The organism is Ruminiclostridium herbifermentans (assembly GCF_005473905.2).
GTDB lineage: Bacteria > Bacillota > Clostridia > Acetivibrionales > DSM-1351 > Ruminiclostridium > Ruminiclostridium herbifermentans.
In genome coordinates this window covers 2193240-2215685 of the sequence record NZ_CP061336.1, presented here as the reverse complement: position 1 = coordinate 2215685, position 22446 = coordinate 2193240, and the positions used below count along the sequence as shown (strand labels likewise).

Annotated in this window: 22 protein-coding genes; 2 read left to right on the top strand and 20 right to left on the bottom strand. The window is 32.6% G+C overall.

From position 1 onward, the window contains the following. Positions 1 to 98 precede the first annotated feature (98 nt). From EHE19_RS09210 to EHE19_RS09150, 13 genes are all read right to left on the bottom strand, one after another. Positions 99 to 980: a YicC/YloC family endoribonuclease gene (locus tag EHE19_RS09210; RefSeq protein WP_137696219.1), complete on the bottom strand. Its 882-nt coding sequence runs from the start codon at positions 978 to 980 to the stop codon at positions 99 to 101. Between the two features lie 217 nt (positions 981 to 1197). Next, positions 1198 to 1569: a response regulator gene (locus tag EHE19_RS09205; protein WP_137696220.1), complete on the bottom strand. Its 372-nt coding sequence runs from the start codon at positions 1567 to 1569 to the stop codon at positions 1198 to 1200. Beyond that, positions 1541 to 2329 (bottom strand): 16S rRNA (uracil(1498)-N(3))-methyltransferase, encoded by a 789-nt coding sequence (locus EHE19_RS09200; protein ID WP_425314302.1) that lies wholly within the window; start codon positions 2327 to 2329, stop codon positions 1541 to 1543. The genes EHE19_RS09205 and EHE19_RS09200 overlap by 29 nt, the downstream gene beginning before the upstream one ends. Then, positions 2290 to 3243, bottom strand: coding sequence for a 50S ribosomal protein L11 methyltransferase (gene prmA / locus EHE19_RS09195; RefSeq protein ID WP_137696221.1), 954 nt, complete (start codon positions 3241 to 3243; stop codon positions 2290 to 2292). The genes EHE19_RS09200 and prmA overlap by 40 nt, the downstream gene beginning before the upstream one ends. Positions 3244 to 3362: 119 nt before the next feature. Continuing rightward, positions 3363 to 4499 (bottom strand): molecular chaperone DnaJ, encoded by a 1137-nt coding sequence (gene dnaJ, locus EHE19_RS09190; RefSeq protein ID WP_137696222.1) that lies wholly within the window; start codon positions 4497 to 4499, stop codon positions 3363 to 3365. Between the two features lie 747 nt (positions 4500 to 5246). Then, positions 5247 to 7100: a molecular chaperone DnaK gene (dnaK, locus tag EHE19_RS09185; RefSeq protein WP_137696223.1), complete on the bottom strand. Its 1854-nt coding sequence runs from the start codon at positions 7098 to 7100 to the stop codon at positions 5247 to 5249. A 59-nt stretch (positions 7101 to 7159) separates the two neighbouring features. Next, positions 7160 to 7756, bottom strand: coding sequence for a nucleotide exchange factor GrpE (gene grpE, locus EHE19_RS09180; RefSeq protein WP_137696224.1), 597 nt, complete (start codon positions 7754 to 7756; stop codon positions 7160 to 7162). A 29-nt stretch (positions 7757 to 7785) separates the two neighbouring features. Continuing rightward, positions 7786 to 8841 carry a heat-inducible transcriptional repressor HrcA gene (gene hrcA, locus EHE19_RS09175; RefSeq protein WP_483313997.1) on the bottom strand — a complete coding sequence of 352 codons (1056 nt, stop codon included), beginning with the start codon at positions 8839 to 8841 and terminating at the stop codon, positions 7786 to 7788. Between the two features lie 396 nt (positions 8842 to 9237). Beyond that, the gene (locus EHE19_RS09170; protein WP_137696226.1) at positions 9238 to 10098 is read right to left on the bottom strand and encodes a DUF7847 domain-containing protein; all 861 of its coding nucleotides are present in this window, start codon (positions 10096 to 10098) and stop codon (positions 9238 to 9240) included. Between the two features lie 26 nt (positions 10099 to 10124). Then, positions 10125 to 10952 (bottom strand): aminotransferase class IV, encoded by an 828-nt coding sequence (locus EHE19_RS09165; protein ID WP_137696227.1) that lies wholly within the window; start codon positions 10950 to 10952, stop codon positions 10125 to 10127. A 299-nt stretch (positions 10953 to 11251) separates the two neighbouring features. Beyond that, positions 11252 to 11842, bottom strand: a complete 591-nt coding sequence (gene yfbR / locus EHE19_RS09160) for a 5'-deoxynucleotidase (RefSeq protein ID WP_137696228.1) — start codon at positions 11840 to 11842, stop codon at positions 11252 to 11254. Positions 11843 to 12245: 403 nt separating this feature from the next. Then, positions 12246 to 13388 (bottom strand): HD domain-containing protein, encoded by a 1143-nt coding sequence (locus tag EHE19_RS09155; protein ID WP_137696229.1) that lies wholly within the window; start codon positions 13386 to 13388, stop codon positions 12246 to 12248. Positions 13389 to 13920: 532 nt separating this feature from the next. Continuing rightward, positions 13921 to 14436, bottom strand: coding sequence for a hypothetical protein (locus EHE19_RS09150; protein WP_137696230.1), 516 nt, complete (start codon positions 14434 to 14436; stop codon positions 13921 to 13923). 217 nt (positions 14437 to 14653) lie between these two features. Between EHE19_RS09150 and EHE19_RS09145 the strand changes: the two genes are divergently transcribed. Next, a complete protein-coding gene (locus EHE19_RS09145; protein WP_244648367.1) occupies positions 14654 to 15496 on the top strand; it encodes a hypothetical protein in 843 nt (280 codons plus the stop codon). A 26-nt stretch (positions 15497 to 15522) separates the two neighbouring features. Here the strand turns inward: EHE19_RS09145 and EHE19_RS09140 are convergent, their stop codons facing one another. The 7 genes from EHE19_RS09140 to EHE19_RS09110 form a co-directional block, all read right to left on the bottom strand. Then, positions 15523 to 16287, bottom strand: a complete 765-nt coding sequence (locus EHE19_RS09140) for an energy-coupling factor transporter transmembrane component T family protein (RefSeq protein WP_137696232.1) — start codon at positions 16285 to 16287, stop codon at positions 15523 to 15525. Then, positions 16284 to 17084, bottom strand: a complete 801-nt coding sequence (locus tag EHE19_RS09135; RefSeq protein ID WP_137696233.1) for an energy-coupling factor ABC transporter ATP-binding protein — start codon at positions 17082 to 17084, stop codon at positions 16284 to 16286. The genes EHE19_RS09140 and EHE19_RS09135 overlap by 4 nt, the downstream gene beginning before the upstream one ends. A gap of 107 nt (positions 17085 to 17191) precedes the next feature. Beyond that, positions 17192 to 18031, bottom strand: coding sequence for an energy-coupling factor ABC transporter ATP-binding protein (locus EHE19_RS09130; protein WP_137696234.1), 840 nt, complete (start codon positions 18029 to 18031; stop codon positions 17192 to 17194). Between the two features lie 87 nt (positions 18032 to 18118). Continuing rightward, positions 18119 to 18679 (bottom strand): tryptophan transporter, encoded by a 561-nt coding sequence (locus EHE19_RS09125; protein WP_137696235.1) that lies wholly within the window; start codon positions 18677 to 18679, stop codon positions 18119 to 18121. Between the two features lie 264 nt (positions 18680 to 18943). Continuing rightward, positions 18944 to 19360 (bottom strand): YjdF family protein, encoded by a 417-nt coding sequence (locus tag EHE19_RS09120; protein WP_137696236.1) that lies wholly within the window; start codon positions 19358 to 19360, stop codon positions 18944 to 18946. Between the two features lie 169 nt (positions 19361 to 19529). After that, the gene (locus EHE19_RS09115; protein WP_137696237.1) at positions 19530 to 20123 is read right to left on the bottom strand and encodes an HD domain-containing protein; all 594 of its coding nucleotides are present in this window, start codon (positions 20121 to 20123) and stop codon (positions 19530 to 19532) included. Positions 20124 to 20263: 140 nt separating this feature from the next. Further along, positions 20264 to 21142 carry an AraC family transcriptional regulator gene (locus EHE19_RS09110; RefSeq protein ID WP_137696238.1) on the bottom strand — a complete coding sequence of 293 codons (879 nt, stop codon included), beginning with the start codon at positions 21140 to 21142 and terminating at the stop codon, positions 20264 to 20266. 124 nt (positions 21143 to 21266) lie between these two features. On the opposite strand from EHE19_RS09110, the gene EHE19_RS09105 reads away from it, so the two are divergent. Then, positions 21267 to 22436: an iron-containing alcohol dehydrogenase gene (locus tag EHE19_RS09105; protein ID WP_137696239.1), complete on the top strand. Its 1170-nt coding sequence runs from the start codon at positions 21267 to 21269 to the stop codon at positions 22434 to 22436. Positions 22437 to 22446 lie beyond the last annotated feature (10 nt).

The following is a 22446-nucleotide window of genomic DNA, read 5'->3' as shown; positions in this document are numbered from 1 at the left end:
CCTCCCATGCCAATTTAGGCGTTTATATTTAACTATTTAGTGTAGTAACTTGAAAATATGCTATGCTTAAACAAAACTTCAAAAACAGAATATCAACTCTATTCGATATTCTGAATTTGTTCTCTTATTTTCTCTGTTTCACTTTTAAGTTCAAGAACATTTTTCGTTATAATTATATCATTTGACTTTGAGCCGATAGTGTTTATTTCCCTATTTATTTCCTGAACTAAAAAGTCAAGCTTTCTTCCTATGGGCTGCTGCTGTATACTTAATATATCTCTTAGCTGTGATAAATGACTTCCAAGTCTTACTAATTCTTCATCAATACTACATCTATCAGCAAAAATAGCAACTTCCATTGCAATTCTGTTTTCATCAATTGTTTGTTGGCTCAAAAGATCCTTTATCCTATTTTCAAGCTTTAGTTTGTATTCAGAAACAACTTCAGGACTTCTGTCAGATATATTTTTAATTATATCTTGCATATTATCTGCCTTTTGCAACAGGCTTTCTCTTAATTCATTGCCTTCCTTTTCACGCATTTGAATTAATGATGATATGGCAGTCTCTAATGCACTTTTCAATACTTTCCAAAGCTGTTCTTCATCGTCTTCATTTTTTTCAATTCGTAGTACATCTGGTAATCTAGATACTAAAGATACACTTATGTCATCAGCTAAATTATACTTGTTCTTTAACTTTTCAATAGCCTGTATGTAAGCATCAGCTAAAGCCTCATCAAGTGTAACACTTTTTGAATCCTCAGAACGGTCTTCAAATGAAATAAAAATATCAACTTTTCCTCTAAATATGCTTTTTGATACTATCTCTCTAACACGTTCCTCTAAAAAAGCAATCTGTCTAGGTAACTTAATATAGAAATCTATATATCTGTGATTTACACTTTTAATTTCTACAGTAAATTCCTTACCACAATCACTAAAGGTTCCCCTACCGAAACCAGTCATGCTCCTAACCATAAATTCCTCCACTAGATGAGCTTTAAAATTAACAATCTCGTAAAGTATTATAACACAATTTCATATTATTTAAAGAATTTTTTACTTATTTTCTTTATTTTTTTCCAATTTGCTTCAAATTGCTAACCCATATGAAATATTTGCCAATATTTAAATTGATTATACACAAAATGGAGGATTTGAATCCTCCATAAATTAAACTTTTTCTTTATTATTTTTATAGCTTTAATACATTTTCAATGGCTTGCTGTACTCTGGATTTATCAAAGGGTTTAACTACAAAGTCCTTTGCTCCCATTTTTATTGCATCAATAACCATTCCTTGCTGTCCCATGGCAGAAACCATAAGTATTTTTGTGTTTGGGCTAACCTCAGTTATACCTTTTATTGCCATAATACCATCCATTTCAGGCATTGTTATATCTAATGTAATAATATCTGGTTGATACTTTCTTGCCTGTTCAATAGCTTCGAATCCATTTGAGCCTTCTCCAACAACTATGTAATTAGAATTCTCTTCTATCATTCTTTTTATTAATGTCCTCATAAATACTGCATCATCAACAACTACAAATTTTATTTCTCCCATTTGATACATCTCCTAGTTCATACATCATTAGTGATAAAGCAACAATCCCAGCCGTCTCTGTTCTAAGAATCCTTGGCCCAAGAGTTAACTTATTAATACCCTTGGATTCAGCTAATTGTATTTCCTGTTCAGTATAACCGCCTTCTGGGCCGATAAAAATTGAAGCTGTTTTAACAACTGAGTATTTTGACACTATATCTTTAAGACCAGTTGAACTTTCCTTCTCATATGGAATTACTGACAAATCAAAGCTTGAAGCTATATTGACAGCATCAGTAAACTTAATAGGCATACATATTTTAGGAATAATTCCTCTATTCGACTGTTTTGCTGCCTCTAAACTAATCTTTTGCCATCTAGATACTTTATTTACGGCATCTTTGTCAGTATTAATTTTTGTAATACATCTCTCATTTATAACTGGTACTATCTCATTTACTCCGATTTCAATACACTTTTGTACAATCAAATCCATTTTGTCTGCCTTGGGTAATCCTTGAAATAGGGTTACCTTTAGCGCAGATTCAGTTTGATTTGGCTCTTTATTAATAATGTCAGCTATAATATAATCATTAGTAACTTCAGTTATCTCTGAGGAATAATCAAAGCCCTCACAGCATACTGTTATAACATCTCCCTTTACAGTTCTTAAAACCTTTTTCAGGTGCTGATAATCTTCACCAACGATAGTTATTTTATTATCTCTTATCTGTGAACTATTTACAAAGTATCTTGACATTTGAACACCATTGCTACCCATTCACCTATTTCCAGGGTTTCTATACAATCCAACCTGTTTTTTGCACAAGCTTCTAAAACTTCTAATTTTCTCTCTTTTATTATACCAGATGTAATAAATAAAGAATTATTTCCTTTTAAATAATAAGGTATAACTGATGCTAAGTCAATAATTACATTTGCTATAATATTTGCAACTATAATATCATATTTTTTGTCATTCTGCTTAAAATCAGTTAGAACGCCTTTAAAAACTGTTATTTTTGAACTTTCATTGTTTGTGGAAATATTTTCATTAGCAACCCTTACTGCCACCTCATCAATATCAATAGCATCAACCTTTTGTGCACCAAGCTTTGCAGCAATAATGGACAATATACCTGTACCACAACCAACATCCAGTACTTCAAATTCATCTTTCATATACTTATCTAATAATTTTGAACACATTTGAGTTGTTTCATGGGTCCCTGTTCCAAAAGCCATTCCAGGATCCATTTCAACTACAATATCATTCTGTTCAGCATCGTAATGTTCCCAAGTAGGCTTAATAACTATTCTTTCTGTAAGTTTAAATGGCTTATAATATTTCTTCCATGATGTGGACCAATCCTCGTCTTCTATTTCACCATAGCCATCTATGCCTTTACCAACATCAAGAAATTGGGATATATTTTCTAAACCATCATTTATTTGCTTTAGGAGATCATTTATATCTAAGCTATTTTGAAAGTAAGCCTTGATTATAACATCCTCACCTAATGATTCAATAAACTCATCATCAGCATAATCTAAAGTATCTGTTTTTTGAATTTCTTTTCGTATATCAAATGGATCCATTATTGCAATACCGCCTGCACCCATTGATGTTAACAGTTCAGAGACAGCCTCACTTGCTTCATTAGTTGTATTTACACGTATTTCGTACCATTTCATAAAATACCCATGCCCTACATTTCTTGTTTAACACTAACGAAATGTATATTTCCTTGACAGAAACAGCACAGGCTTGGCACCTCCCTATATTTTATATTTTCTGTTTTCACTGCTAAGCTTTATTTGAATGCGTCCTTCATTTTGTCAAAAAAGCCTTTCCTTTGCTCATGAGTGTCATCGCCGCTAATTTCAGCAAACTCTCTTAATAGTTCCTTCTGTCTTTCACTTAATTTCTTTGGAACTTCAATATTAACCTTAACATATTGATCTCCACGACCATTACCACGTAAATATGGTATTCCTTTTCCTCTAAGTCTAAATACCGAACCCGTTTGCGTTCCCTCAGGCACAGTGTATTTTACTTTTCCATCTAATGTAGGCACTTCTATTTCCGCTCCAAGAGCCGCCTGAACAAATGTAATTGGCTCATCACATACAATATCATTTCCTTGTCTTTTAAATAGAGGATGGGGTTTAACTCTGACATTTATTAATAAGTCTCCGTTTGGTCCGCCCTTTGAACCAGGATCCCCTTCTCCTCTTAATGAAATTGTCTGTCCATCATCAATTCCTGCAGGAATATTAACTTTAATTTTAACATTATTTCTAAGCTTTCCTTTACCATTACATGCTGGACACGGATCAGTAATAATTTTACCTTCTCCACGACATACATCACAGGTTTTTTGATTAATAAATTGTCCGAATGGCGTATTCTGTCTGATTTGTACCTGACCAGTTCCATTACAATGCTTACAAGTTGATGCTTCTGTACCTGGCTTTGCTCCTGATCCAGTACACTTTGAACATATTTCCATTCTTCCTATCGTTAATTCTCTTTCTATACCAAAGGCTGCTTCTTCAAAAGAAATTTCTACTGCATATTTAAGGTCTGCACCCTTTTGAGGCCCTCTTCTTGACCTTGACCTTCCACCAAAGCCTGAACCTCCAAAGAAGGATTCAAAAATATCGCCAATTCCTCCAAAATCAAAATCTGAGAAACCTCCAGCTCCTCCAAAGCCATTTGGATCAACACCTGCATGACCATATTGATCATATCTGCTTTTCTTTTGAGGATCACTTAACACCTCATAAGCTTCATTTATCTCTTTAAACTTAGCCTCTGCATTTTTGTCACCAGGGTTAACATCAGGATGATATTTTTTTGCTAAATTTCTATATGCCTTTTTTAGCTCCGCATCAGAAGCACTTTTACTTACCCCTAATACTTCGTAGTAGTCTCTCTTTTCTGCCATAAATTCAACTCCCGTCTAATACATAACATTAAAATCCCTCAGAAAAATCAAGTTGCTTACTTCACCGGTATTATTTTCTAAAGCATAAAACAAGCCAGAGCCTAAAATTACCAGCTTTGGCATTTATTATCAATTAAAAAATACTTAATGTTAACTAAATTAATCTATAATTGGTCTTAACTATTTTAAAATACTTCCGTCGTAAAATTACGTTTACTTGTGGAATTAAATGTTAAAACCTCCACAAATACAAGAATAATTTTATACCTAAGCTTAGTTTAAAGTCAACTTAAAAAATGATTCTCCCAAAAACGAGTTAATTTATTAACACACCTATTCAAACAAAAATTCTATAATTACTTGCTGTTAAATTCTCAAAAAGCTTCTCGTAGTATTTCTTATACGTTACTCCATATAAATTTCTGTCATAAAATCACTTGCGGTTTTGTGGTTTGAAAACTCAGCTATATGCAAATAATTTCCAAACATCACCATCAGCATTATATATAGAGAACGATAAATACATGAATGCAGACTTTTTAATTTTCAACTTTTAATTGCTATAGGGGCCTATTACAGCCCCTATATATTATAACACCTAGTTTCAAAATGAAATTTCTCGGTTGTAGAAAAATTCATTAGAATCAGCAGCGTGCAAGTGAGGCGGAAAATATTCTCACCGTCTAAAAACCAAAGCGGTACCTGCCACTTATAGAAGTAGGGACATATTCTTGCCTCACTATATATTTATTTATCCTCATCAACTACTTTGTAGTCTGCATCAACCACATTATCATCTGCTCCGCCTGCATTACCCTGCTGCCCAAAACCAGCTCCACTAGGATCAGCACCTGGTGCTCCCTGTGCTCCAGCTTGTTGATATATCTTTGATGATATTTCATAAAATGCTTGCTGCAACTCATCAGTAGCCTTCTTTATTGCCTCTATGTCAGTGCCTTTTAGTGCTTCCTTAACACTATTAACACCTGACTCTATTTTTGCTTTATCTTCTCCAGATATTTTATCTCCAAGATCTTTTAAAGATTTTTCTGATTGATATACTAATGAATCTGCATTGTTTCTAACGTCAACTTCTTCTTTTCGTTTTTTGTCTTCAGCTGCAAACTTCTCAGCTTCCTTAACAGCCTTTTCTATATCTTCATCTGAAAGATTAGTTGATGCTGTAATAGTGATTTTCTGTTCGTTGCCAGTTCCTAAATCCTTGGCTGATACATGTACGATACCATTTGCATCAATATCAAATGTTACCTCTATCTGAGGAACTCCTCTAGGTGCTGATGGAATACCTGTAAGCTGGAATCTTCCTAAGCTCTTATTATACTGAGCCATTTCTCTTTCACCTTGAAGAACATGTATTTCAACACTGGTTTGACCATCTGCTGCAGTTGAGAATACTTGGCTCTTTTTAGTAGGAATAGTAGTATTTCTTTCAATTAACTTAGTGAATACTCCACCAAGAGTTTCAAGTCCTAATGATAATGGAGTAACATCTAATAAAAGAAGTCCTGTAACATCTCCTGTTAATACACCAGCCTGAATAGCTGCACCAACAGCAACACATTCATCAGGGTTAATTCCCTTAAATGGTTCTTTACCTAAATACTTTTTAACTGCATCTTGAACAGCTGGAATTCTTGTAGATCCACCAACCAACAAAATCTTATCAATTTTGTCTGGAGTTAAGCCAGCATCCTGCATAGCCTGTCTTGTTGGAATCATAGTATTTTCTACTAAGTCTGCTGTTATTTCATCAAATTTTGCTCTTGTAAGTGTTACATCTAAGTGCTTTGGACCTGATGCATCAGCTGTAATAAATGGCAAGTTTATGTTTGAAGTTGTTACACCAGAAAGCTCAATCTTAGCCTTTTCAGCAGCTTCCTTTAATCTCTGCATTGCCATCTTGTCATTTCTTAAATCAATTCCATTTTCTTTCTTGAAGGTGTCTGCAAGAAATTCAATAATTCTATTATCAAAGTCATCTCCACCAAGTTTGTTATTTCCGTTAGTAGCTAAAACTTCAAATACACCGTCTCCAATTTCAAGTATTGATACGTCAAATGTACCTCCACCCAAATCATAAACCATTATCTTTTGATCTTTTTCTTTATCAAGACCATATGCAAGAGCAGCAGCTGTAGGTTCGTTAATTATTCTAAGTACTTCAAGACCTGCTATCTTTCCAGCATCCTTTGTTGCCTGTCTTTGAGCATCACTGAAATATGCAGGAACAGTAATAACAGCTTGAGAAACTGTTTCACCTAAGTATGCTTCTGCATCAGATTTTAGTTTTTGAAGTATCATAGCTGAAATTTCTTGTGGAGAATATTTCTTTCCATCTATTTCAACCTTCCTGTCAGTACCCATATCTCTTTTTATTGAAATAATTGTTCTTTCTGGGTTAGTTACAGCCTGTCTCTTAGCAACCTGACCTACCATACGCTCACCAGTCTTTGAAAAAGCTACAACTGATGGAGTAGTTCTATTACCTTCAGGATTTGCTATAACTACAGGCTCTCCACCTTCCATAACCGCTACACATGAATTTGTAGTACCTAAATCTATACCAATTACTTTTGCCATTAAAAAATCCTCCTTAATATATTAACAAAATGTATTCAAATTTGAGTTATTCAAAACTATTAATTTGCTACCTTAACCATACTGTGTCTTACGACTTTTCCCTTCATTGTATAACCTTTTTGAAATTCTTCAATTACAACATTAACTCCTTTTTCTTCATCCTCCACATGCATTACAGCATTATGAAGTTCAGGATTAAATGGATTGTCTATTGCTTCAATTGGCTTGACACCTAGCTTCTCTAAACATTCCATCATCTGCCTCATAACCATTTCAACGCCTTCTTTTAGCGGATTGTTTTCCATTTCCTCAGCAGCTTTTAAAGCTCTTTCCAGATTGTCAACCACTGGCAAAATAGTATTTACAGTGTCAATGGCAGCATCAAGACTAAGAGCTTCTTTTTCTTTTAAAGTACGTTTTTTATAATTATCAAATTCAGCAGCTATACGTTGAACTGCATTTTTATACTCCTCACACTGAAGGTTCTTTTCCTCAAGTTTTGCTTTTAATTCCTCAATTTCAGTATTAACTGAATCTGTTTGACATTCCTCACCGCAATTACTAGATGAATCAGAATCACAACTGTTATTTGCTGTTTGCTCATTTTCATCTATATTAATTACTTCTTCATCTTTTGAATTAATATCTTTTTTCATTATCCAGTATTTACCTCCTTAATTTTTAACTATCCATCACCCAAGAGCCGTAATATCTCTTGATTAATTTTATTTCTTATAAAGTTCATTGAAGAAACAACCTTTGAATACTCCATTCTTGTAGGGCCAATAATGCCTATAGTACCTATTACATGATCTCCAACACTATATGAGGTTGTTACTAAACTGCATTCCTTTATACCTTCTATATTGTTCTCATTGCCAATCTGTATTACTATATCATTATTATTATATAAAGTATTAACAAGAATGTCTGAAATTAACTTCTTCTCATCAAGTATATTTAAAAACTCTTTTGCCTTCTGAACCTCTCTAAATTCAGGAAAGTTCAATATATTTGTAGTTCCCTCCAAATATACCTCAGGATGATCAATTGTTTTAATCAAGTCTTCAATACCGTTGAGAATTGGATTAATAATACTATGAGGTATAGAAATAAATTTCTCAACCTCAAACCTAATATCATTTGATGCAAGCATTTTAAGAGTATATCCTCTTAGCTTATCATTTAACAAATTTGATATTTGAATTAAAGAATCAGGAGTAATTCTATCATCAACTCTTACTAAATTATTACGTACAATATTTGTGTCTGTAACAATAATAACAAGAGCCTTTCCTTGTTCAATAGGAACAACCTGTACTGCTTTTAATGCAGATTTTTTTGAATGAGGAGTCAATGCCATAGTAGTATATTTTGTAAATTTTGACATTACTACTGAAGCATTTCTTATAAGCTGACTAAGTTCATTAATTTTGACGTCCATAGCATTTTTTATGTTTTCTATATCATCTTGTGAAAGTTCATTAATCTGCATTAATTTGTCTACATATAGCCTATAGCCCTTATCCGATGGAACCCTGCCAGCAGAAGTATGTGGTTGTTCTAAAAAACCCATTTCCTCTAAATCAGCCATTTCATTTCTAATGGTAGCTGAACTTAGACCAAGTTCATGCCTTTTGGCAATAGTTCTCGAACCAACAGGCTCAGCTGAAGTAATGTAATCATCAATAATGGCTTGTAGTATTCTAAGTTTTCTATCGTCAAGCAGCACGTTTATCACTCCCTTTGCTTCCAGCATTTTTTACTTTGTTGTTAGCACTCTAAGTTATTGAGTGCTAATTTATATATTAAAAATACCATTAGCCCTTGTGTTTGTCAAGTACTTTTCCAATAATTATTGCTATTTTTTGATAAAGGAGTTAATATTCCGCTTCTTAAAAAATAATCTAGTATATAGGTTTATATACTAATTCAATGATTTGTATAAATAATAAGTACTAGAATTATGTAAATTATGGTAAATGACATTTACTCATCCTTATGCTTGTGCCGCTAAACCCACATCATAAAAAACCATACTCTTTGGAATATAAATAATTGATAAAAATAACCTTGCTCTACATAAGACGTAGAACAAGGCTATAATGGCAAAAATCATACTTCTTTGCTATTGCTTTTACTCAATAGGATTATTTATCTGCTGGAAATTATCAGCTGAATAAAATCTACCTGTCTTAGCGCGATAAATTTCAAAATAGTAAACTATCAAAACAAAATTTGCTAATCTACTAATTACAGATGATATTACTACACCAACAAATGGGAAAATGCCCAATATAGAACCAGCTATACCACCACCTAGTGAAATTAATATAGTAATACCTAATATTGGCCAAAAGCTGCCATTAACTGTTTTGAAGGAATTTTTCAATCCCTCAATAATTCCGCTATCCTCTACACAAACTGCTGGGAACCACAAAATCATATAAATTCCTAAAGCAATATTTCCTACTATGAATGCAAAGTAGAAAAGTAACATTAGCAGTATACCTGCGATAGTTGAAACTAATGCCGCAATAACAGAAGCTATAACCACAAGTATAACTAAAACTAAAACTAATCCAATACTTATAGCAATGCTTAGCAAACCAAACTGTATATATCTTCCTATATATTTTGACATACACTGTGTGAAATCGCTTAGAGTTGCATTTCCTGTTTCATATTTTTTATTTATTAACCCATAAGTAGCAGGATAAATTAAAATAGAAAACAACAAAAGCAGAAATCCTCCAATAGTAACACAAATAATCATTGGCATACTAATCAATTCATCAAAAAAGTTCGCGCTAATGTCTAAATACTCGCCTCTCAAAACGCTCATAAATATTTCTGTATACTTTTGGGCCAACTTAGCAGTAAAGCCAGCAGTACCTATTTTAATAATTAATGAAGGTATTGCCATTGAAATTAAAAGTGGTATTGCCAATAAAAAATTATTTAATGTAAATTTGAAAGCATTTTCAAGGTACCTCACAATACTTACCCCCCCTATTATTTTAATTAATTTTCATTTATATATGAACTGACAAGGCTATTATACCCTACCATCACATGTTGAGTTGTAGGATTCTTTGCAGAATCAATTTCATAATTATCGATACATCTTATTGGTAAAACATTTATTGATGTACCTGTAATAAAAGCTGCATCAAAACTGGTCAAGGAATCTACTCCAATAAGCGTCTCTATTACTTCATATCCAAGCTTCTTACATACATCGACCACGTATTTTCTGGTTATTCCCACCAAAATATAATCTTCAGGAGAAGTATATATTTTATTTCCCTTTACAAAAAAAGCATTTGATTTTCCGCCTTCAGTTATTTTTCCTTCATCATTAACAAGCAAAACCTCAAAAGCCTTTTTTTCTTCAACTACACGCTTAATTTCATCCTTGTAGCTAGTATTAATAATCTTTATGTTTGGATTAGTTCTTGTCAAATTGGCAGTACAACAAACTACACCATTATCGTATTCTTGTTTAGTAGGATAATAGAACTTATTAATGCAAATAATTGTTATCTGCTCAGCTCCATATTGAAGCACAATTACTTTAACATTACAATCAGAAAATGAATTTAGAGCACATACCTTTTTAATTTGATCTTTAAGATCTCTTTTAGAAATTGCCAACTCATAACTGGCTTTATTCATTGAACTTTTTAATCTCATAAAGTGATCTTCATAAAAAAGAGGTATTCCTTTAATTATTTTTAAAACCTCATAAAAAGCCTTATATTTTTCAGACGTATAAAGTGCCAGACTCTCTTTTTCTACAGTTTCTCCGTTTATAATGCATAAATTACCTATATTTTCATCGAATGTCATCTTAATGCCCCTTTGTTTTTGGTTTTGATCAGTAAAAATATGTGTTAAGTAAATAATAATAGAATGTTAAAATTACTAAGTAAAAAACATCCTATTCACTTAGCTATTTTTGCTCTATTCAATTTTAATAACATATACTTTTTTTGTCAATTAAATTACTCAACTTTCCAATTTAAAGTCTGTTGGAATTCAAAACTTGTCAATGGCTTGTTTCCTGGCAATAAACTTAAAATGAGTGATTATTTTATATACTTTAACACTTTAGTTTTTCAAATAAAAAGTTGAGTTTTGTAAAAGCACTAATCGATTTCATCAAGGGATAAGTTAAAACTAGGCATAAATTTTTCCATAAAATACGCCACCTCTTCAAGGTCAATTTTCTCAATTGTTTGCAATATTGCTTCACTTGCTTTTTTAAACTCGTTATTACCAGCCTTTACTTCCTCAATACATTTAATGTATGCTGCAATTCTATCAGCAGCCTTTACCAGCCTCCAACATTCTAAATCATCAGGATTCTTGAAAAACAATGAATAATATTCATCCGTCATTTCTTCTGGGAGCATGGAAATAATTTTCTCTTTGGATATATCCTCAATATCTTTATAAATTTTATTTATTTGTGGATTATAGTACTTTATTGGTGTTGGCATATCACCAGTAATAATTTCATTGCAATCATGAAACATTGCAAGAATAGCAACTCTTTCAGGATTAATTTCACCATTAAAATAGATATTTCTGATTACTGCCAGTCCGTGGGCAATAATTGCCACTTGAAGACTATGTTCCTGAATATTCTCTGTATAGGTATTTCTCATAAGTCCCCATCTGTTTATGTATTTCATTCTAGATAAAAACGCAAAAAAATGATATTTTTCTTGACTCATACTAACCTCCAAACTAGTTCGAAGTTACACCATATAAACTAATACTGCTACACCACAAATACTACAAAGTAGTTTTTGTAGTTCGAAATAGTACTATGAATAAGCAAATACATCCACACTGCAAAACCACTTGTGGTATTGGCGCTTGAAAGTTCAAAATAGTACCATGTATAGTCAAAGACTTCCACACTGTAAAACCACTTGTGGTTTTGGCGCTTGAAAGTTCGAAATAGTACTATGAATAAGCAAATACATCCACACTGCAAAACCACTTGTGGTATTGGCGCTTGAAAGTTCAAAATAGTACCATGTATAAGCAAATACATCCACACTCCAAAAAACACAGAGTGGTTTTTGAGGCTTGAAAATGCACTATGTTTGTACAAACTATATTTTCAAGCTGTTACATCCAATAAATTTCTTCAAAGCAAGCTCTAGCAAAGGAATCTGTCATTCCTGCAACAAAATCAACTACCTTTTGGGCATCACTAACCGACTCATCATACCCTTTATCTATAATATATTTATAAAACATTCTATAAACCTTATTATCCCTATATTGTAGTTTTTCAAAGTCAGAAAGGCTTTCAAGCAAATTGTCAAACAATCCTTCAAGGGTATTTTCAGCAATTTTCTCATAGCGAGTAATTTTATCTGCTTTATATATAAGCCTCACATTTTCATTAATAAGCTTTTCTAATGCTTCGCCCTTTGACTTGCTTAGTTGAATACAGTCTTTTCCATAGCTGTTTTCTATCATATCACACACCAAAGTATTAATAATTTCCCCATTAGTGTTTCCAAGTTCATTTCTTATATCCTTAGGTATGTCTTGCATATCCATAAGCTTGACTCTAACTGCATCTTCTATATCTCTTCCCACATATGCAATCTTATCAACTAATCGTACAATACACGCCTCAAGAGTATATGGCGAATCGGTGCGTTTAACATTTTTTAATGAATCAGGAGTTTTGCTTAAATCTCTATGCATAATAAATTCATCATAATTCTCTCCGCAATGTGATACAATACCGTCTTTTACTTCAAAGGTAAGGTTAAGTCCGCAGCTTTCATAAATCTTTTCTTTTGATATTCTAGTTGCAAGCTTTTCAACCACTCTTAAGCTATGTAATTCGTGTTTAAAGCTAGCATTTTTGTCTATTTTCTTCACACACTTGTCAAGAACACGTTCACCACTATGTCCAAAGGGAGCATGTCCTAAATCATGTCCTAGTGCTATTGCATATGTTAAATCCTGATTCATATTTAGAGTTCTAGCTATTGTGTTCGCTATAGATCCAACATTAAGAACATGTTCCATACGTGTACATATGTGATCATTTTTTGCATTAAAAAAAACTTGCGTTTTATGTCTCAACCTTCTAAAATCCATAGAATAAAGTATTCTATTTCCATCACGTTCATAATCTGTTCTTATGGGACATTTCTCTTCATATAATAATCTCCCATATGAGTTTACACTTTTTGCAGCAAAAGGGCTTAACATATTCTCCTGCTGCTCTCTCAACTTTCTCCATTCCATATACTCACCTCCAAATAAATTATAATACTTAAATTCATTATAATTTTTTCGAATACAGCTAAATTTTATTAGAATCAGTGGTATTTCATCGAGTCAGGAGTAATGTCTGAAGTTCAAGTACAATCAATCACACAAATATGTGAAGGACTTTTCTTATCGATAAATACCTATATTCAATATATAACTTTTTATATAGTAGAAAAACTTTACTACATTCAGCAGCCAATTCATCAAGTCAGAGTTATTTTCATCCTTTAACATCTCAAGAACTACAGGCCACTTATGAAGCAGGTGACATTTTTTGCCCCATTATAATATCTGGCTTCAAAAATAAATTTTAAATTATTTTAAATTTTAGAAGCATTTTATTACATTTAGCAATTATTTTATCAAGGCAGGAGTTATTTTCATCATCTCACACCTCATACACTACAACTTTTTAAATATATGAAGTGATTTTCCTGCCTCAATATAATATAACATAAAACTATATGAAAGTATTCAAGAAAAATTCAAACGCTTTTCTTCAATTCTAATATTTAGTACCCTTTCTTGAGTAGCCGGTAAATACTAAAGCTATACCAGCAGCAACCAAATAAATAGATATAAATATTCCAATTAAATTTGATGAAATAGCACTAAGTATCATCACTATTTGAAAAAATACTCCTATACCACCAACAATTAGACCAGCAATAAGCAACCCTTTATCTCTTTTTGAAAATATGTACATTTGTAAAAGCCCAACTGCAACTGAAATTATATACACAGGCCATGTGTACCTTGAAAAATGCCAATCCGTTGAAGCTTCAAACATAAAAAGCAGCCCTATTGTTGTTATAATTCCTCCTGGTATTAGCAAACCTGGCTTCGAACCTTTAAGAAAATAACCAAGTTCAAAAGTCAATCCAATAAGCAGCACTATAAAAACCCAGAAATCATAGGGATCAAACTTAATAATCCTGATATCAAAAACCGTGTTAAGAATTAGAGCAATGACCCCTAGAACAATTAGTAATAAACCAGCATAATAATTACCCTTTTTCATAATAACGTCCTTCCTTTTGTGTTCTCCATGGCAATAAAACTCGCTTTGAATTAATATGCCCAAACTAATATAAGTGGTTCTGTTACATATTATATACACAACAATATACATATTTTATTTATCTTTTGTCTGATAATATTTAGCAGTAATGTATTGTCAACTATTTTTTACAAATACTAATTTCATCAAAATATGGTTTTGTACAAGGAGTGATTATGTGAATAGGATAAGTCTAAAAACGAAAATAGCTATAGCCATTTTTTCTGTATTAATAGATTTATACTGCTGTTTCATATTCATAAATATGTATAATCGTATTTATTGGCCTGCTTCACCACAAATAGACCTATTACCTATACTTAAAAATTCTAAACTAAGTGAACAGGACTATTCTATAATATTTTCACAAACTGGTCTTTCAAAGTTGGCTATTGACGATTTACTTGCTCAAAAGGACGGAAAAAACCTAATCTCATCATATCAAAAAAGCTATTTTACAAAGCGCAAAATTTATACTGAAAAACTTAACCCATTTACCTCACAGGAGAATATATTTATTAATAAAGAATTAGATAAAAATAACGGCAGTATTCAATTAGCACCTTTAAAAAATGGAGATATACTATTTACAAAGTCCACCCATACACTCTATTGGAGACATGGACATTGCGGACTTGTTGTAGATGCAAAAAACGGCATTGTTTTAGAGTCAATAGAGCCTGGTACCATTAGTAAATATCAGAAGATATCAAAATGGCAAACATATTCAACCTTAAAAGTTCTCAGACTTAAGAATGCAGATCAAAAGGAACTAGACGAGATAGCTAAATATGCAGATAAAAATCTTATTGGATTGAAGTACGGTATATTAGCATCAAAAAAACAAAGTAATAAACTTATATCCGTAAATTGCTCACAAATTATTTATCAAGCATATAAACACTTTGGTTATGATATTGACAGCAATCAAGGCTTATTTATCACGCCTGAAGATATAGCAAAAAGCAATCTGTTGTCAATCGTACAAATTTATGGCTTTAACCCAGAAAAAGACTGGTAGAAGTTACAGCAAAACATCAAACCTAATTAAACAAATGCCACACTTATAACAAAAACAAGTATTGATACTAATATTACAGTATAATCACTCAATCTGAAAGTGTATTTCTTGTAGCCACTGTTTCTCTTTCGGACATTAAAGCCTCTTAACTCAGCTGATATGGCGCTTCCTTCTATACGTTTTACTGATGAAATCAGAAGTGGTACACATAATGGCAGCACCAGCTTTAATTTCTTTATTGGATTTTTTGTGTCAAATTCAACGCCTCTTGCTGTCTGGGATTCTATTATTCCATTCATTTCATGTTCAAATATAGGTATAAAGCGTAAGGCAGTTATAAAAGCAAAAGCATATTTATAAGGTATATGCAGCTTTTGTACCAATACATTCGTCAAATCACTCATTTTAGTAACTGTAAGCATTATAATTAGTGGCATTGTTGCACCTATAAGCCTAAAAACAAGCAATGTTGAAAATTTAAGTCCAACATCAGTAATGTAAAGATTTAGAGGCAATTGCAGCAGCTTATCCCCTGTTCTAATTAATAGTACTTGTATCAAAAACAAAATAAGTCCTATTTTTAATAGGGTTACCAATACCGAAACAGATTTCTTTCCAATGCCTGCCATATACCCAATAATAACATTCAGAGCTATTATAGCAACTGCCATAATTAAATTACCATTTGCAAAACTGCTCATACAAATCAATAAGGCAAGCAGCATTTTTGTTAACGGGTTTAAATTATGTATAATTGTATTACCTTGAGAATACTCTAAAATTCCTTTCAAGCCTTGCACCTACTCTCTATTTTTTCAGTCATTTCGTCAATGGTTAAAACACCTTGAAAATCATTACCAAGCCTAATTGCTAACTCTGCAATTTGCGGTGCAGCAAGAGATGCTCTTTTTAAAATAGATGAATTAACCATAACCTTGTTGCAGGTATCATCCTCTAATATTCCTTTTTCCCCAATCACCATTACTCTCTTTGCGAAATCTGAAACCAACTCCATATCATGACATACCATTATTACAGTAGTACCTCTTTGGTTTAGTTCTTCTATGATATTCATTATATGCATACATTCCTTATAATCCAAACCAGTTGTAGGTTCATCAAGAACTAAAATTTCAGGTGAAAGCGCAATGATTGAAGCAAGTGCTACTTTCTGACGCTCACCCCTGCTCATAGAAAAAGGATCCTTATCAGCTGGAAATCCAAATCTCTCAATGGTTTCCTTACATCGTCTTTCTATTTCATTTTTATCATCTAATACACATTTCAAGCCAAATGCAATTTCGTCCTTTACAGTATTCTGGCAAATCTGTCTGTCAGGATTCTGAAACAAAAATCCAACATGCTTAGCTAGTTCACTTGTTTTTGCCTGCTTAGTGTCTAAATTTGCTATTGTAATATTTCCAGAAGTTGGTTTTAAAAGTCCATTAAAAAGCTTCATAAGTGTTGTTTTACCAGCACCATTTCTGCCCACTATAGCAACAAATTCGCCCTTTTCAATTGTAAAGCTTATATTTTCTAGAATTTTATTTTTATCATATGCAAAAGAAACATTGCTGAATTTAATCATTTATGACCTCCATGAACTATTAAAACACAAATATTATAAGAGCAATAACCACTTTAAAACGCTCATGCTCCTCTATAAACCCTTTATTATTTTAAGAAATATTTTATTCATAAAATAACATTTTTTACCATTACTTCGGCCTCATCAACATTAACAGGTACAGGACCATCATATAACTTTTTCTCTATTAAATTGGTGGCTAAAGTGGCCACTCTCGGACAATTAACTCCTATTTGACGAAGCTTTTCAGTATCCTTTAACACCTCATGAGGCTTTCCGTCTAAAAATATACTTCCTTCATTTATTATGAGCAAGCGTTTTGAAAACTCACTGAGCAACATAATTTTTTGCTCTACTACAATAATGGTTATCTTCATTTTTTCATTAAGCATACGCAGCATATTATAAATTTGAAGACTGCTTTGGGGGTCAAGTTCTGCTGTTGGCTCATCTAAAACCAGAATATCAGGCATAAGAGCCGCCACTGCTGCTATTGCGACCTTTTGCTTTTGCCCTCCACTCAAAGTGCTGATATTTCTATATCGCAGTTCTTCTATTCCTACCATCTTAAGTATGTCAGTTATTCTCTTTTCAATATCTTCATGAGGCACACCGAAATTTTCAAGTCCAAAAAGAATTTCGTCTTCAACAACTGAAGAAACCATTTGTCCATCAATATCCTGAAATACACTGCCTACACTTAAGGCAAGCTGAGATGGCGAAGACTCTACTGTATCTAGTCCATTTACATTTACTTCTCCATAAAAGTCACCTTCAAAATGATGTGGTATAATACCGTTTAATGCATATGTAAATGTAGATTTACCAGCGCCGCTATTCCCTATAATTCCAACAAACTCACCTTTTTCTATAGATAAGTTTATTTCCTTTAACGCAAAATCTTCACTTTTCTTATACTTAAATGAAAAATCCCTAAAATCAATCATATTCTCACCGTTTCTATTTTAGATAAAAACCAATTATTATAGCATTTTAATTTTTTGAACTTTACACAACTCATTCATAATCAAAACTTAATTAGCAACAGTTTCGCCACGTCCTAGTGCAAGTTTTAATGGTATAAATAATATCTGAACAATTATAGAATTTAATAAAGCCGTTCCAAGTATAATTGTTATAAACACACTAATTGGAATAGTTGTTACACTTGCGCCTGAATAAAAAGCCGCATATAGAACTCCTATAAAAGTAAATCCGCTAGCTAGCGTACTTAAGAAAGTACAAATTATAGGTTTTAACGAGAACTTACCAATGCTCATAGGAATATAAAGAAGCAGAACCATTACTATTGCTCCAATAGGTTCACTAATTAAGTTTATATAAGGAGTACCTGGAAATACCTGACATATAGCACCTGCTAAAATCCCAATAACGACTGCTTCAATAAATTTAGGCTTAATCAAAAGTATTGCTAAACAATACATAGCAATTATGAAATTAGGTTTCATAACTGTAAACATAGACCCTACAAAGAGTTTTAACACTGCACCTACTGCAAGCAAAACACCCACTAAAATTACGTCTGAAATTGATAATCCAGATTTTTTTTCTTTAACAACAACTCTTTTTTCCATAAAAAAACCTCCACAAAATAATTTTATCAAGTAGAGGCTGAAATTCTAATTTTAACAAACAACACAAGTCGATATATTCTAACTAAATAATACAATATTTTTTCAAATTCTTGACAAGAAAAATATCACAAAAACATATTATTAGAAAACAACTTGCTTGTTTCTCATCTCGTCTAATCTCATCTAATCTCATCTCTACTTATATTGAATATAGCATTTTAGACAGGTTTTTGTCAATATATAATAATTATATACAGTTTATGTTTACCTCCCTCTGTGTTTCTCTTTCTTTTTTTGTTGTTTAAGCTTGTACTTAAAAAGTTTTTCTTCTTCTGATTTTTGTTTGTTATACGCTTTTCTATGCAATACTGCTTGCTCATGCTGCAGCTTCAAGGCTTGCTGTGCTTTAGTACCAACTCCTGTCTGGGATAGTTGCTTATTTATTGCTCTCTGCATTCTCTTAGGATTTATTCTTCCCTCTGCCTTTACACATTGTCTTACAGGTGGGCTAAACCTTAATTTACTCCAATTATTTAATAAGTAATAATATACCTCATAATCCTTTGGTTCCTCACCAAATACTATTCTTGCTGCCTCAAGTAAATTATTCACTCTGCGTTCGTAAACACCAACCCAAAAAGGGTCATCAAAAAAAACTGTCAGCTTACTCGCTGAGTCCATAATAGCCTCCTATACATATTTTATTGAAGTCAATTACTATCGGTTATAATGCAGCCATATGCTAAAAAACTATCCCGTATTTATAAAGAAAATAATGCTGTCACAACAATAATCATTGATTTAGTCCTCAGAATTTACTTTATTCTAAAAAATGAATAACCTCTGTTTCTCATTTCCTCTCATCTAAATATGAAGCTTGCAAATCAGCTATATGAAGCATTACAGCAAATGGAAATTGCTCATACGCATGACTCAAGCTATATGAGCCGCCTTTTACTGCATCATCAAATCCCCCCATATGCCACCTGATAGCAATAGACTCTTCTCTTGAAAGACGCATAAAACCTGAAATTATATAAACTGACTTTTCACCATGTCCATAAGGCAACCTATCGTTAATTACATATGTAGCAACTTTTTGCCATACTCCCTTTTCATCTTTTTTGTTTCTATATTCTATCTCATAGAAATTAACTTTACATAAATCATGCAAAAGTCCGCATATAGCAACTTTCTCCTTTTCTTCTGTTGAAGCTTCCTCAAAGTCTTTATAACCTTTTTCTCTGCAAAATCCATCTGCAAGGCGTTTGAAAACATTTATACTGTGTGTACAAAGTCCGCCTTCACAAGCTAAATGATACTTTGCTGATGCTGGTGCAATAAAGAAGTCTGAGCTTTCCAGCCACAATAAAAGTTTTTGAGAACCTTCTCGTTTTATATATTTTGTAAACAACATTAAAAATTCATTCTTTGCCTCATTCATTTATTTACTCTCCTATTTTATGTAATTAGTGTCTCATTACACCATAATAAATTAAATGTATTATTGATTTTTGGGAAGTTAGCTTTTATCTACTTAACTATATCAGCTTTTTATATCAGTTTTTTATGTCATTTTACATGTCAATTTTTTATTCTGTAATTAAGTCTAAATTGCTTTGGAGTCACACCCTTACGAGCCTTAAACACCTTAATAAAATGACTGCAATCTGAAAAACCTGTTTCCTGACTGATATAATTTAAACTGTAGTCTGTAAAAATCAGATAATCTTCAGCTTTACTGACACGTATATATTCAATAAAATTCTTACAGGACTGACCATATAGTTCTCTAAATCTTTTTGCAAAGTAAGAATAGCTCATACCGCACTTTTCTGCAAGTTCCTCAACCTTTAAAGATTCAGCAGAATGTATATCAATATACTCACTAATAGAATGTATAGATTCATTCTCACTATGTGCTTTTTTTATTTTTGTAGTATCAAAGCCTTTACTGCGCCAGTACCTTAGTATTTTCATAAGAAGAGTATAAAGCTGAGCATTGAGAAGCATATCATATCCATAATCCTTTTTATTTATTTCAGAAATACAATTTTCAAATATATATTTTATATCAAATATTTCAGTATCCTTCGCTGACATATAAATGCTTGCTTCTTTAAAATTTCTGGCAGCACTAAAAATCAAACTCATTTTTGGCGAATATTCAGTTGTAAGTCTAATTCGATTAATATCAAATTTCAAAACAGCATATACAGGTGGTTCTGTATCATCTGAATAAATAGAATGAATAGACTTAGAATGAATGATAATCATATCATTAGGATTTAGGTAATACACATTACCATCTGACATCACCTTTATTCTTCCTTTAATCATATAAATAATTTCTAAAAAATAATGCCAGTGTGATTTTACCGGAAAGTTCTCTTTTTCTGAATTAAACATAAAGCACTCTATTGGAGAAACAAGTGTATTACTTTCTTCGAATAATTTTTTCATATGCACCCCTAGAATAGATTTGTACAACTTATTATAATTTTTATTATAGCATTTTTTTTAATAACTGGTATCATATTATAGTATTTTTAGAATCAATACATTTTTAATCAAGGAGATAAGCATTATGGATAATTTTACTTTTTACAGTCCCACAAAATTTGTCTTTGGCAGCAATACAGAATCACAGTGCGGTTCTCTTGTAAAAGAATTTGGTGGAACAAAGGTATTAATCGTTTATGGCGGTGGTTCGGTGGTTCGTTCTGGGCTACTAGACAAAATTAAGCAATCTCTTTCAGCATCAAGTATCAATTATTCAGAACTTGGAGGAATAGTTCCTAATCCCAAAGATGATAAAGTTTATGAAGGAATTGATATATGCAGAAATGAAAAAGTTGATTTTGTGCTTGCCGTAGGCGGAGGTTCTGCTATTGATACTGCCAAGGCTATTGCAGCTGGTGTTCCATATGATGGAGACTTTTGGGATTTCTTCAGTGGAAAGGCTTCAGTACAAAAGGCACTTCCAGTTGCAACGGTTCTTACAATTGCTGCTGCAGGAAGTGAAGGTTCAGGTAATACTGTTATTACAAAAGTTGATGGTATGCTTAAGAGAGGTGCTGGAAGTGACTGCCTCCGCCCTGTTTTTTCTATATTAAATCCTCAGCTTACAGTAACTTTGCCTGCATACCAGACAGCCTGTGGTGCCGCTGATATCATGGCTCATGTTTTTGAGCGATATTTTACTAATACAAGGGATGTTGAAATTACGGACAGGCTTTGTGAAGCAGTTCTACTTACCATGATTAACGAAGTACCAAAGGTTATCAAGCATCCTGATAATTATCAAGCAAGAGCAAACATTATGTGGGCTGGTATGGTTGCACATAACAATACAGTAGGAGTTGGAAGAAGCCATGATTGGAATAGTCATGGGATTGAACACGAACTTTCAGCACTCTATGATTGTGCTCACGGTGCTGGACTCGCAGTTATTATGCCTGCATGGATGACTTATGTTAAAAACCATGATATTATGCGTTTTGCTCAAGCTGCTGTAAGGATATGGGGCTGTGAAATGGACTTTCAAAATCCAGAAAACACAGCTATAGAAGGTATTACAAGATTTAAGAATTTTTTAAGCTCAATTGGACTTCCTGTCACCTTCAAAGAACTTGGTGCTAAGGAAGAAGATATTCCACTTTTAGTGAAAAACTTTGGTATAGGAAATGGAAAAACTGGAGGCTTTGTACCTCTTGGAAAAGATGATATTGAAGCGATATACAGACTGGCACTTTAAGGAGGTAAGA

Coding starts and splice junctions, on each gene's coding strand:
- EHE19_RS09210 (WP_137696219.1), bottom strand. CDS start 980: ATGGTTAGGAGCATGACTGGTTTCGGTAGGGGAACCTTTAGTGATTGT.
- EHE19_RS09205 (WP_137696220.1), bottom strand. CDS start 1,569: ATGGGAGAAATAAAATTTGTAGTTGTTGATGATGCAGTATTTATGAGG.
- EHE19_RS09200 (WP_425314302.1), bottom strand. CDS start 2,329: ATGGGTAGCAATGGTGTTCAAATGTCAAGATACTTTGTAAATAGTTCA.
- prmA (WP_137696221.1), bottom strand. CDS start 3,243: ATGAAATGGTACGAAATACGTGTAAATACAACTAATGAAGCAAGTGAG.
- dnaJ (WP_137696222.1), bottom strand. CDS start 4,499: ATGGCAGAAAAGAGAGACTACTACGAAGTATTAGGGGTAAGTAAAAGT.
- dnaK (WP_137696223.1), bottom strand. CDS start 7,100: ATGGCAAAAGTAATTGGTATAGATTTAGGTACTACAAATTCATGTGTA.
- grpE (WP_137696224.1), bottom strand. CDS start 7,756: ATGAAAAAAGATATTAATTCAAAAGATGAAGAAGTAATTAATATAGAT.
- EHE19_RS09165 (WP_137696227.1), bottom strand. CDS start 10,952: ATGACATTCGATGAAAATATAGGTAATTTATGCATTATAAACGGAGAA.
- yfbR (WP_137696228.1), bottom strand. CDS start 11,842: ATGAGTCAAGAAAAATATCATTTTTTTGCGTTTTTATCTAGAATGAAA.
- EHE19_RS09155 (WP_137696229.1), bottom strand. CDS start 13,388: ATGGAATGGAGAAAGTTGAGAGAGCAGCAGGAGAATATGTTAAGCCCT.
- EHE19_RS09150 (WP_137696230.1), bottom strand. CDS start 14,436: ATGAAAAAGGGTAATTATTATGCTGGTTTATTACTAATTGTTCTAGGG.
- EHE19_RS09135 (WP_137696233.1), bottom strand. CDS start 17,084: ATGATTAAATTCAGCAATGTTTCTTTTGCATATGATAAAAATAAAATT.
- EHE19_RS09130 (WP_137696234.1), bottom strand. CDS start 18,031: ATGATTGATTTTAGGGATTTTTCATTTAAGTATAAGAAAAGTGAAGAT.
- EHE19_RS09125 (WP_137696235.1), bottom strand. CDS start 18,679: ATGGAAAAAAGAGTTGTTGTTAAAGAAAAAAAATCTGGATTATCAATT.
- EHE19_RS09120 (WP_137696236.1), bottom strand. CDS start 19,360: ATGGACTCAGCGAGTAAGCTGACAGTTTTTTTTGATGACCCTTTTTGG.
- EHE19_RS09115 (WP_137696237.1), bottom strand. CDS start 20,123: ATGAATGAGGCAAAGAATGAATTTTTAATGTTGTTTACAAAATATATA.
- EHE19_RS09110 (WP_137696238.1), bottom strand. CDS start 21,142: ATGAAAAAATTATTCGAAGAAAGTAATACACTTGTTTCTCCAATAGAG.
- EHE19_RS09105 (WP_137696239.1), top strand. CDS start 21,267: ATGGATAATTTTACTTTTTACAGTCCCACAAAATTTGTCTTTGGCAGC.